We start from the raw sequence: 11,265 nt of genomic DNA, 5'->3' as shown, positions 1-11,265 counted from the left end.
ACCCCGATTCCTGCACACCTACAATCACCACCGCCACCACACCGCCATCGGCGGACCACCCGCCAACCGCGTTCCCAACCTCTCTGGGCAGAACAGCTAGAGAGCTTTCGCAGTCGAGGTCCAGCTCGGCAGCCCCGTCTCAGCCCTCGAATCCAGCTGCCATGACGTGGCTTGGCTACGGCTGGGGCACACACCCAGGCTTTGCGTGTGCTCCTGACGTCGTCGGCAACAACGGTGGGGTCCCACGTTTGCGGGTCCGTGGACGCCTGCCGTCGCCATCGCGGCGGCAGGGTCGCGCGTAACTGCTACGTGTGATCCCGCCGCCGCACCACCGGCCCTGCACGGCGGCGCTCTCCGGAGCACCGATCAGGCCGCGCTCTTCAAGCCGGTCAAGGGATCCCGCTGCCCTCCGTTGCCGGCCGGCTTCCACGGCCGAGCTACGGCTGGCGGGTCGCTCCCTGACCGCGAAGGCTCCCTTTCTAGGAAGCTTTCGCCGTCGGGGTTCCCGGCCCGTCAGTCGCACCCTTCTGAGCCGTGGTGACGTTCGGTCGGCTGATGGCTTGGCGTTACGGTCGTGGGCTCCGGGGTCGTGGGGGTCGGTTACCGCCGCTGACGGGTGCTGGACGATCAAATACGGCCGTTTTCGGAGCCGGGCTCCGGGATATCGCTGCCTCCGGACCGGGGAAGGGTTCGCCGGGCACGGCTGGGCGATCAAGCGGCCTGGGGAAGGGTTCACCGGCCGCGGCTGGACGATCAACAGCCCAGGGAAAGGTTCGCCGGGCACGGCTGGGCGATCAGGCGGCCTGGGGAAGGGTTCGCCTGCCACGGCTGGGCGATCAGGCGGTGTGGGGAAGGGTTCGCCGGCCACGGCTGGGCGATCAAGCGGCCCGGGACAGGACTGTCCCCACCAGCCCCAACCAGACCCTGACCGTAAAAGGTGTCTAGTGGGCCCTTGCGGGCTGGCTGGTGGCCGTTGACCTCCCGCACACGCTGCCGGCCCGGGTCCGATGGACCTGCGCCCGCGCTTCAAAGGCCATCCGGCCCCGACCGCGGAGGGAAACGGCATATCGCGGATACACGGTGCCGGCCCATGGCGAGACATCACGGCGGCTGTCTGTACGTCCAGGTCAGAGCATCGTCTCGTCGACGTAGCACCAGCGCCAGTTCTCCCCGGGCTCGAACGACTGGACGATCGGATGACCCTCGGTGTGCGCATGCGCCCGTGCGTGCCGCATCGGTGACGAATCGCAGCAGCCGACGTGCCCGCAGGTCAGGCACAGCCGGAGGTGAATCCACGGGGTGCCCAGCCGCAGACAATCGGCGCAGCCTCCGGGGGTCTGCGGGACGACCGGCCGGATCATGAGAAGGTGCGGGTCGGAGACAACGGTCATGGCTCAGATGTCGGCTTCCTTCAGCATTTCGTTAGCGGCAGCCGTCGGATGGACGGCACCGTCCTGCACACAGGTGATCTCGTCCGCGACGTCATACGCGTCGGGCTTGAGCAAACCCTCCACATGTCGTGGCATCTGCACTCCTCGTCTCACCTCTATGGCAGCAGCATCCCCGCCCGGCGTCGATTGGCAGAACTACCCAGGCGAGAACGGCTACAGCGCCAGCTGATGGACGACTGGAGCCCCGCATGGGGGCGTGCGCGATGGGTAAACTCGACATGAAAACAGCCACCGCGAATGGGGGCCCTAGGTGTTGGACCTGCCGCCGCACGCCGCGGAGGTCGCCGCGCTGGCAGACCTGCCGGCCAGCCTCGGGGAACGCGCGGAGGCAATTCTAGAGCCGCTGCGTCGAGTGATTCCATTCCAGGCTGCCCGTATCGCACTGCTTGATCCTGAGCTGCGTCAGCATGATCTGTTGAGCTGCCACGGGTACGACGACCGCATCCGTGCCTACATGACCACCCGGGAAGATTACGACGAAGTCGAGTCGTTAGGCCTTCACGGCGCTGCGCCGCTACGTGTCCAGGATCTTCCGGTGGCCGCGGAGGAGATCCACAGTTGGATGGAGCTGTTCCGGCCCGCCGGATTCCGGGAAGGTCTCGGCGTTGGCCTGGTCACCCGTGGCGGCCACCGGGTCGGCCTTCTGGGACTCAACACCGACAGTCCCGCGTACCCGAGTCCGGCCGCCTGCAATCTGGTGCAAATGCTGGCCCCCACCATCGCGTACGCGGTGGATCCGCTTCGATCGCTGACGGTGCTGGCCCGGATCGTCCAGGGGATGACCGCCGCGACGGTGCTCACCATGTCCGGCGGAACGCTGCCCCTTCCCGGGCTGCCGACGCACCCGCTACTGGAGGCGCACTCGGCCGTTCTCCCGGCGGCGGTCACGCACCTCGGCGGGACACCGGACTACGCCATGTTCCTCGCCCCGTATGACCGAACGCCAGCCGAAGCCGGACATGTCCGGATCACTCTGTTTGGATGCCAGGGTTGGCGCCCACGTCATCTGCGCGCCGTGCTCGCCGTGAGCCCACCGGGCGACCTGTGCGGGCTGACCGGAGCAGAACTGGAAATCCTGGGTGCGCTCGTCGAGGGTGCGACGGCGGCGTCCATCGCGGTTGTCCGGGGCATCCCGGTGGGGATGGTCGAGGGTTACCTCGAACGTGTCCAGATCAAGCTCGCCGTTCCGGACCGGATCGCGGCCAGCCTGCGCGCCGCGCGCGAGGGGCTCTACGTCCCGACCATGCTGGCCGCCGGCATCCGGTCATAGCCAGGCCGACCGGTCCGGGCCCGTTGCCCGTTGCCCGTTGCACACCCGGCCGGGCGTGATCGGCGAACTCGTGGCCGCCGACCCGTCGGTCACTCCGTCGGCGGGGGTTCGGGGGCCGGCCTGCGGGTGAGAAGGCGGATGATCGCGGCGAGCAGCAGGGTGCCGAGGACGTATCGGGAGGTGTGCAGGGTGCGACGGTCCATCAGTTCTCCCGGGTGGACGCGAGGTAGGCGAGCCAGCCGCCGTGGACGGTGATGTCGGGAGCGCCGTCGGTGGCGACGGGCTCGCAGAGGAAACCGGTGACCGAGGCTCCGTCGGCGAGTCTCACCTGGCCGAGAGCCATCGGCGCGGGCAGCGCGGCGAGGAAGTGTCCGAGCGCGGCCGGAGGCAGCTCCCATATCTCGCCGGCGACGGTGGCGCCGCCGGAGGTCACGCGGACCAGGCCGGGTTTCGGTGGCTGGGTGGGCAGGGCGTGCAGGCGGTACTCGGGGGCGGTGCGGGCCTGCCCCACCAGGCGGCCACCCGCTCCGGTCAGCTGGTGGTTGAGGGGCTGCCCGCTCAGGTGGGCGCCGACCACGAGCAGCCGCAGCCCGGGCGCGGCCGGAGCGGGCGCGGGAGTCGCGGTGAGCATCGCCGCGACACCGGCTGCGACGGCGTCGGCGTGCCCGCGAGCGATGACCTGGACGCCCAGGGGCCCGGCGGGCACGGCCACGGCGGCCAGGCCGAACAGGTTGCAGAAATTGGTGTACGTGCCGACCCGCGCGTTCACCCCGATCGGGTCGGCGGCGACCTCGGCGATCGTCGGGTGGATCGGCGCGGTGGGCAGCAGGAGCGCGTCGGCGTCGCCCCACTCGGTCATGGCCTCGACGCGCAACCGGTCGAGGTGCTCGGTGTCGGCGACGAGCCGGTGCGCCGGGATGTCGCGGGCGGCGGTGACGATGGCCGCCACGGCCGGGTCGGCGCCGTCCGGATGCGCGTCGAGGAACGCGCCGACGGCGGCGTACCGTTCGGCGACGAAGCCGCCGTCGTAGAGCAGTTTCGCGGCTTCCAGGAACGGCGTGAGCCGGATCGGGCGCAGCACCGCCCCGGCGGTCTCCAGCGTCTTCGCCGCCTGTTCGAATGCGTCGAGCCACTCGTCGGACATGCCGGTGAGCTGGTCGCGGCCGGGCACGGCGACGACCGGCCGCGGTGGGGCGGCCAGCGGCGCGTCGGCCGGCCACTCCGGGTCACTCATGATCGTCATCGCCTGATGGGCGGCGGTGAGGTCGCGGGCGAAGACGGTGACGCAGTCGAAGCTGCGGCAGGCCGGGACCACACCGGTGGTCGGCACCCGGCCGGGCGTCGGTTTGATGCCGACGATGCCCTGGAATGCGGCCGGCACCCGGCCGGAGCCCGCGGTGTCGGTGCCGAGCGCGAGGTCGGCGATGCCCAGGGCGACGACCACCGCGGAGCCGGAGCTGGAGCCGCCGGCCACCCGGTTCGGATCGTCGGCGGCGCGGACCACGCCGTACGGGCTGCGGGTGCCGACCAGGCCGGTGGCGAACTGGTCCAGGTTGGTCTTGCCGAGCACCACAGCCCCCGCGTCGATCAACCGCTGCACTGCCGGAGCGTTACGGGACGGACGGTAGGCGTACCCCGGATGGCCTGCCGTTGTCGGAAGCCCGGCCACGTCGATGTTGTCCTTGACCGCCAACAATGACCCCGCCAGGGGAAGATGGGCGGCGACCGCCGCCGCGTCGGCCAGCACGTCGGCCTCGTCACGCAGCGTGATCCAGGCTTCCGGGCGTTCGTCGAGGGCGAGCCGGGCGTAGGCGGCGCGGACGCGGTCCTGAGGGGTCATCGGACGGCCTTTCCGGCGAGGACGAGCAGCGGGCTGCCGGGGGAGACCTGACTGCCCGGGGTGACCAGGACGTCGGTGACCTGCCCGTCGGTGGGCGCGGTGAGCACCGTCTCGAGTTTCATGGCCTCCAACGCGAGGAGCGGCTGACCGGCGGTGACGCGGTCGCCGGGGCGCACGTCGACGCGCCATACGCTGGCGACGAACGGCGCCTCGACCAGAGCACCACCCCGCGGTACGGCGACAGCGCCGGCTGCCGGCGGCGCGACGGGCTCAGGGCGCGGGTCGAACTCGCCGGCGGCCGCCCAGGCCTCACGTTCCCGGCCGAAAGCGGCCGCCTGGTTGTCCCGGAACTCGGTGATGGAGCCGGCGTTGGCGGTGAGGAAGTCCTCGTGGTCGGCAAGGCGGAAGGCGCCGTCGGAGATGCGGAGCCGGTGCCGGCCGGCGGCGACGTCAGCGCGCAGGTCGAGCAGTTCCTCCGCCCCGACCGGATACCAGGAGATCCGGTCGAAGTGACGCAGCAGCCACGGGTCGCCGGGTTCACGCTGCCAGCGGCTCCACACCTGCACGGTACGGCCTACGAACTGGTAGCCGCCGGGTCCCTCCATGCCGTAGATGCACAGGTAGGCGCCGCCGATGCCCACGGCGTTCTCCGGTGTCCAGGTACGGGCCGGGTTGTACTTGGTGGTGACCAGCCGGTGCCGCGGGTCCAGCGGAGTGGCGACGGGTGCGCCGAGGTAGACGTCGCCGAGTCCGAGGACCAGGTAGCTGGCGTCGTAGACGGTCCGGTGGACGTCGTCGACGCTGTCCAGCCCGTTGATCCGGCGGATGAACTCGATGTTCCACGGGCACCAGGGGGCGTCGTCGCGGACCCCGGCCATGTAGCGGGCGATCGCCTCCCGGGTGGCCGGGTCGTCCCAGGACAATGGCAGGTGAACGACCCGGCTCGGCACCTCCAGATCGCGGGTGGCGGGCAGCTGGTCCTCGATCTCGCGGACCAGTCCGAGCAGCCGGCTCACCGGCAGCCGGTCCGGGTCGACGTGGATCTGCAGGGAACGGATGCCGGGCGTCAGGTCGACCACCCCGCCCAGGTCCTCGGCGCGCAGCCGCTGCATGAGGGCGTGTCCGCGCATCCGCAGCCCGAGGTCGAGGGCCATCGGCCCGTACTCGACGAGCAGGTTGTCGTCGCCGCTGCGCCGGTAGGTGACCGCCGGGGTGGCGGCAGTGGCTTCGCGCCGGGCCAGCACGCCGTCGTCGCCGGTGACGAGCGGTGTCACCGGAGTCAGCGGCCGGGCCCGCAGGTCACGGGCGGTGTCGTCGGACACGGGCACGAACCGGACGGAGTCCCCGGGGGTGAGCTGGCCGAGTTTCCAGCGTTCGGCGGTGACGACGGTCGCCGGGCAGACGAACCCGCCGAGGCTGGGGCCGTCCGGTCCGAGCAGGATCGGCACGTCGCCGGTGAAGTCGACAGCGCCGACCGAGTACGGGGTGTCGTGAATGTTCGACGGGTGCAGACCGGCCTCGCCGCCGTCGGCGCGTGCCCACCGGGGTTTGGGGCCGACCAGCCGGACTCCGGTGCGGGCCGAGTTGAAGTGCACCTCCCACGACGCGGCGTAGAACTCGTCGATGTCGTCGCGGGTGAAGAACTCGGGGGCGGCGTGCGGGCCCTCGGTGACCGCGATGCGCCAGTCCCGGCCGATCACCGGTCGCCGGTCGTGCGGCACCGACCCGCCGACCGGGCCGGTGGTGGCGCCGGAGCGCAACACATCACCGAGTCGCAGCGCCCGTCCGCCGTGCCCGCCGAACTGGCCGAGGGTGAACGTGGCCGCGCTGCCCAGATAGCCGGGCACGTCGAGACCCCCGGCGACCAGAAGATAGGCACGCAGCCCGCCGTCGGTGGCGCCGCCGATGTCGAGCAACGCGCCGGCCGGCACGTCGATCGGCTCCCACATGGCCGCGGGTACCCCGTCGACGGTCACCGGCACGGCGGCGCCGGTGACGCAGACGGTCGTGGCGGCGGTGAACCGCAGCGCCGGGCCGTCGACCGTGCACTCCAGCCCCGGCGCGCCGTCGGGATTGCCCACGGCCCGGTTGCCGAGCCGGAACGACAGATCGTCCATCGGCCCGGACGGAGGCACGCCGACCTCCCACAGCCCGGTACGACCGGGCCAGTCCTGGACCGCGGTGAGGGTGCCCGGCCGCTCCACGACGATGCGCGGCTCGTTGTCGTGCACACCGGCGAGCGTCGCTGTCGAGTGCCTTGCGGACAGGACGTCGCCGTCGACGGCGGCCGCGCGCAGCAGGCCGAGGTTGGTCTCGATCCCGTCGACCCGGGTCGCGTCGAGGGCCTCGCGCAGGGCTGCGAAGGCGGCCGGTCGGTCCGCGCCGGTGACGATCACCTTGGCCAGCATCGGGTCGTAGGAAGTGGTGACCTCGGTACCGGCCTCCACCCAGCCGTCGACACGCACACCCCGGGGGAGGGCGACCGCGGTGACGAGCCCGGCGCTGGGCCGGTGTCCCCGCGAAGGGTCCTCGGCGTAGACGCGTGCCTCGACCGCCGCTCCGGAGGGCCGCGGCACGTCCAGGTCCAGGTCGCCCTGGGCCAGCCGGAGCATCCATTCGACCAGGTCGATGCCGAAGATCGCCTCGGTGACCGGGTGCTCGACCTGCAGCCGGGCGTTGACCTCGAGGAACGACGCCTGCTCCCGTTCGGCGTCGTAGACGAACTCGACGGTGCCGGCCGACCGGTAGCCCACCGACGCGCACAGCGCCACCGCCGACTCGTGCAGTCCCGCCCGAACCGCGTCCGGCAGGCCCGGCGCGGGCGCCTCCTCGATCACCTTCTGGTTGCGCCGTTGCAGGCTGCAGTCCCGGTCGCCGAGCGCCACCACCCGGCCGTGCCCGTCGCCGAACACCTGCACCTCGACGTGCCGGGCGCGCTGCACGAACCGTTCCAGGAACACGCCGCCGCTGCCGAAGCTGGCGATCGCCATCCGCTCGACCTGGGCATAGGACAGCGCGAGCTCCTCCGGGGTGAAGCAGGCCCGCATGCCGATGCCGCCGCCGCCACCGGTCGCCTTGACCATCACCGGGTAGCCGATCTCCTCGGCCGCGGCGAGCGCCTCGTCGGGGCCGGACAGCAGCCCGGTGCCCTCGATCATCGGCACCCCGGCGGCGCGGGCCAGGTCACGAGCGGTGTGCTTGGCGCCGAACGCGGTCAGCTGCGCCGGGGTCGGCCCGACGAACGCGAGCCCGGCCTGTTCGACGGCGGTGGCGAACCCGGCGTCCTCGGAGAGGAACCCGTATCCGGGGTGCACGGCCCCGGCGCCGGTGGACAGCGCCGCGTCCAGGACCCGGTCCACGCGCAGATAGCTGTCGCGGGCCGGGGCCGGGCCCAGCCGTACCGCCACGTCGGCCATCCGCACGTGCGGCGCGGCCCGGTCCGGGTCGGAGAAGACCGCGACGGTCTTCAGACCGATCCGGGCCGCGGTACGGATGATGCGGCAGGCGATCTCACCGCGGTTGGCGACCAGCAGGGTGTCGAACACACTCACTCCCCGGTGACGATCATGCGGACCGGCGTCGGGTCGAACCCGTTGCACGGGTTGTTGATCTGCGGGCAGTTCGACACCAGGACCAGCACGTCGATCTCGGCGCGCAGGGCGACGCGCAGGCCGGGCGCGGAGATGCCGTCGACGATGCCGAGGCTGCCGTCCGGGTCGACGGGCACGTTCATGTACCAGTTGATGTTGCTGACCAGGTCGCGTTTGCCGAGTCCCCACCTCGCGCCCTCGATGAGGAAGTTCTCGACGCAGGCGTGCTGGTGCTTGGTGTGATGGCCGTACCGCAGGGTGTTGGACTCCCGGCTGCACGCGCCGCCGACGGTGTCGTGCCGGCCGACCTCGTCGGCCACCACGGTCATCAGCGGACGGCCCTCGTTGGACCGCAGCACACTGCCGGTGGTCAGGAAGATCCCGCCCTGCGCGGCCAGCGTGTCCGGCGCCGAGTAGCGCTCGGCGGTGTCCTCGGCGTTGTAGAGCAGACAGTCGACGGCCTGATTGCCGTGCAGGTCGACGATGGTCAGCACGTGGTCGCGCCGCACGATCGCCGACCAGGGCGCGCGGGCCGCGACGGTCTCGTCGAGAACGACCGGGCCGGGCACCAGGGCCGCGGCGGTGCTCATAGCGGCGGTCATGCCATCCCCCTCGCGGTCAGGTAGTCGGCCGTGTTGAGCAGGGCACGCTCGCCTTCCGGCGATCGCGTCCACAGAGGGTCACCGGGGGCTGCCGGTTGCGATTTCCAAGCCCGCAGTTGTACGGCGGAACTGGTGTACTCCGGACGCGGGTCCAACGGGTGCGGGACGTTGACGAGCAGCACGATCAGCGGCATCTCGGCGCGCAGTTCGACGCTCGTCCCGGCGCCGGCCGAGCCCAGCCAGCGGAACCGGCCGTCCTCGTCCACGCGTACCCCCTGGAAGAAGGAGATGCTCGGCGGCAGGTCGCGCCGGGTCAGGCCGTGTTTCGCCGCGGCCAGCGTGAACAGCTCCCGCCCGGCCGGCGTCGGGCCGTGCGGAGTGCCGTCGCCGTACCGATCGACGTTGGCCCGGAGGGTGGAGGTGCCGCAGAAGGTGTCGGACCGGTCGAGCGCCCCGGCCGTCACCGATGCGAGCGCCCGGCCCTGATCGGACAGCAGCAGGTGGCCCTCACCGACGTATGCCTGCCACAGCACCTTGACGGTGTCGGCGACGTTGAGGCGTTCCCACGGCTCGTCGGCGTTGAACAGCAGCACCGAGACGCAGGCGTCGCCGTACAGGTCGGTCAGGCGCAAGGTGGTGCCGCGGGCGAGCCGTTTGCTCGCGTAGCCGCCGCCCGGGATCGTCTCGGCCCAGACGAGGCCGTCGCCGAGCCGGTCGGCCGGCACCGTCGGCATGCACTCGACGACGGTGCCGCCCTGGGCCCGGGCGTGCTCGCGGGCACCGGCGGTGGTGGCGGTGCTCATGCCGCCGCCTCACCCTGCGCGGCGAGCGGCAGAGCCAGGTGCAGACTGCGGGTACGAGCCCGGTAGCGCAGGTACACCAGGCCGCCGAGCAGCACCGCACCGCCGACGAACAGCAGCGAGAAGTAGTGCAGATACCAGTGGGTGCCGGCCGGGTCGTACACCTCCTGGCGGGGCCAGCCAAGGTTGAGGATCATGCCGATGCCGTAGACCACGGCCAGGACGTTGACGACGATCCCGAACCGGCCGAGTGCGAACAGCCTGCCGCCGCGCTCGGTGCTCCGCCCGCCCTCGCCGGCGGGCCAACCCTTCAGCCGGCGGGCCAGCAGCGGGATCGTGACCAGGGCGTAGGCGATGTAGAGCATGACGATGCAGACGCTGGTGATGGCGGTGAACAGTGCCGCCTGGCCGATGTTGACCAGCAGCACGGCGATCGCGCCGACACCGACGACGACGGCCGGGACGACCGGGGTTCCGGTCCGGGCCGGGACCTTGGACAGGGCGGCGGAGAACGGCAGGACACCGTCGCGGGCCATCGAGAAGATCATCCGGCTGCCGGCGGTCTGGATCGCGAGGGTGCAGACCGCCACCGCGATGGCCACGTCGATCAGCAGGATCCGGCCGCCGGTCTCGCCGAGCCGGCTGGTCAGCACGTACGGCAGGCCCTCGGTGGCGAGCCGGCCGTCGGTGAGGCTGGGCGCGGCCATCAGGGCGACCAGCAGCATCAGCCCGCCGCCGATGCCGGCCGCGGCCAGCGCCCGCAAGATGGTGCGGGGCGCGGTGTGCCGGGGGTCGCGGGTCTCCTCGCTGAGCTCGCCGGCGCTGTCGAAGCCGACCACGACGTACGCCGCCATCAGCGCCGAGACCAGGAACGGGCCGACGTAGGCGAGCCCCGTGCCGGTGCCGCCGGTGTCGAACACGACGCCGGGCCCGCGCTCGGCGTGGAACAGCAGCAGCCCGATCACCGCGACCACGCCGATGATCTCCAGGGTGACGCCGGTGCTGTTGACGATGGCCATCAGGCGTACGCCGATGACGTTGATGACCGTGGTGATCGCGATCAGGATCGAGCCGAGGATGACGGCGTTGGTCGCGCCGCTCGTCGAGGTCAGGGTGGGGTCGTCGCCGACCAGCTGGAACCCGGACCAGATCTGCGGGAGCACCACCTGCAGCGCGATCGCGGCTGCGGCGACGGTGGCGATCTGCGCGATGATCATCACCCAGCCGGCGAACCAGCCGACCGCGGCGCCGGCCAGCCGCCGGGACCACTGGTAGATACACCCGGAGAGCGGGTAGCGGGCGGCGAGCTCGGCGAAGTTGAGCGCCACCATGAACTGGCCCGCGAAGACCAGCGGCCAGGTCCAGAAGAAGGCCGGGCCACCGAACGAGAATCCGAATGCGAAGAGCTGGAAGACCGTGGTGAGGATGGAGACGAAGGAGAAGCCTGCGGCGAACGACGCGTAACTGCCGATACCGCGGCGCAGTTCGGGCTCGTACCCGAATCCGCGCAGGTCAGCCGCGTCGGCTTTCTCGGCCGAGGGCGCGGGCAGAGTGGGGGTTGTGGACAAGACCGCCTCCTCAGGGCCGGAATACCTGTCAGTTGACAGATTTGCGGCCCCGGCCTCGGCGGCGGTTTCTGCTCGGTAAATCCTGGGTTGCCGCCGATGTCGGCGGTGTTACACCGCGGCCGGATCGGTGGTGACGTCACGGCG

Annotated in this window: 8 protein-coding genes; 1 reads left to right on the top strand and 7 read right to left on the bottom strand. The window is 71.5% G+C overall.

All coding sequences use genetic code 11. From position 1 onward, the window contains the following. Positions 1–1,127 precede the first annotated feature (1,127 nt). Positions 1,128–1,391, bottom strand: coding sequence for a UBP-type zinc finger domain-containing protein (locus CLV67_RS48005; protein WP_106330676.1), 264 nt, complete (start codon positions 1,389–1,391; stop codon positions 1,128–1,130). Positions 1,392–1,394: 3 nt separating this feature from the next. Further along, positions 1,395–1,526: a hypothetical protein gene (locus tag CLV67_RS54510; protein ID WP_275414949.1), complete on the bottom strand. Its 132-nt coding sequence runs from the start codon at positions 1,524–1,526 to the stop codon at positions 1,395–1,397. A gap of 175 nt (positions 1,527–1,701) precedes the next feature. On the opposite strand from CLV67_RS54510, the gene CLV67_RS48000 reads away from it, so the two are divergent. Next, positions 1,702–2,721: a GAF domain-containing protein gene (locus CLV67_RS48000; protein WP_146169615.1), complete on the top strand. Its 1,020-nt coding sequence runs from the start codon at positions 1,702–1,704 to the stop codon at positions 2,719–2,721. 202 nt (positions 2,722–2,923) lie between these two features. Here CLV67_RS48000 and atzF read toward each other — a convergent pair whose 3' ends face one another. From atzF to CLV67_RS47975, 5 genes are read right to left on the bottom strand one after another with little or no spacing between them, the layout of a single operon-like run. Next, positions 2,924–4,561 carry an allophanate hydrolase gene (gene atzF / locus CLV67_RS47995; RefSeq protein ID WP_106330674.1) on the bottom strand — a complete coding sequence of 546 codons (1,638 nt, stop codon included), beginning with the start codon at positions 4,559–4,561 and terminating at the stop codon, positions 2,924–2,926. After that, positions 4,558–8,106, bottom strand: a complete 3,549-nt coding sequence (uca, locus tag CLV67_RS47990; protein WP_106330673.1) for an urea carboxylase — start codon at positions 8,104–8,106, stop codon at positions 4,558–4,560. The genes atzF and uca overlap by 4 nt, the downstream gene beginning before the upstream one ends. A gap of 2 nt (positions 8,107–8,108) precedes the next feature. Further along, positions 8,109–8,753, bottom strand: coding sequence for an urea amidolyase associated protein UAAP2 (locus CLV67_RS47985; RefSeq protein ID WP_106330672.1), 645 nt, complete (start codon positions 8,751–8,753; stop codon positions 8,109–8,111). Continuing rightward, entirely contained in the window at positions 8,750–9,556 is an 807-nt protein-coding gene (locus CLV67_RS47980; RefSeq protein ID WP_106330671.1) for an urea amidolyase associated protein UAAP1, read from the bottom strand. Before CLV67_RS47980 ends, CLV67_RS47985 begins: the two co-directional genes overlap by 4 nt. Beyond that, on the bottom strand, positions 9,553–11,121 hold the full coding sequence (locus CLV67_RS47975; protein WP_106330670.1) for an amino acid permease: 1,569 nt from the start codon (positions 11,119–11,121) through the stop codon (positions 9,553–9,555). The genes CLV67_RS47980 and CLV67_RS47975 overlap by 4 nt, the downstream gene beginning before the upstream one ends. Positions 11,122–11,265: the final 144 nt, after the last annotated feature.

The sequence above is a fragment of the Actinoplanes italicus genome (assembly GCF_003001815.1).
Taxonomy (GTDB): Bacteria; Actinomycetota; Actinomycetes; order Mycobacteriales; family Micromonosporaceae; genus Actinoplanes; species Actinoplanes italicus.
This window is presented reverse-complemented; position numbering and strand designations above follow the sequence as displayed.

What these genes read in the sequence shown, in the direction of transcription:
- CLV67_RS48005 (WP_106330676.1), bottom strand. Translation starts at nt 1,391, where the DNA reads ATGACCGTTGTCTCCGACCCGCACCTTCTCATGATCCGGCCGGTCGTC.
- CLV67_RS54510 (WP_275414949.1), bottom strand. Translation starts at nt 1,526, where the DNA reads ATGCCACGACATGTGGAGGGTTTGCTCAAGCCCGACGCGTATGACGTC.
- atzF (WP_106330674.1), bottom strand. Translation starts at nt 4,561, where the DNA reads ATGACCCCTCAGGACCGCGTCCGCGCCGCCTACGCCCGGCTCGCCCTC.
- CLV67_RS47985 (WP_106330672.1), bottom strand. Translation starts at nt 8,753, where the DNA reads ATGACCGCCGCTATGAGCACCGCCGCGGCCCTGGTGCCCGGCCCGGTC.
- CLV67_RS47980 (WP_106330671.1), bottom strand. Translation starts at nt 9,556, where the DNA reads ATGAGCACCGCCACCACCGCCGGTGCCCGCGAGCACGCCCGGGCCCAG.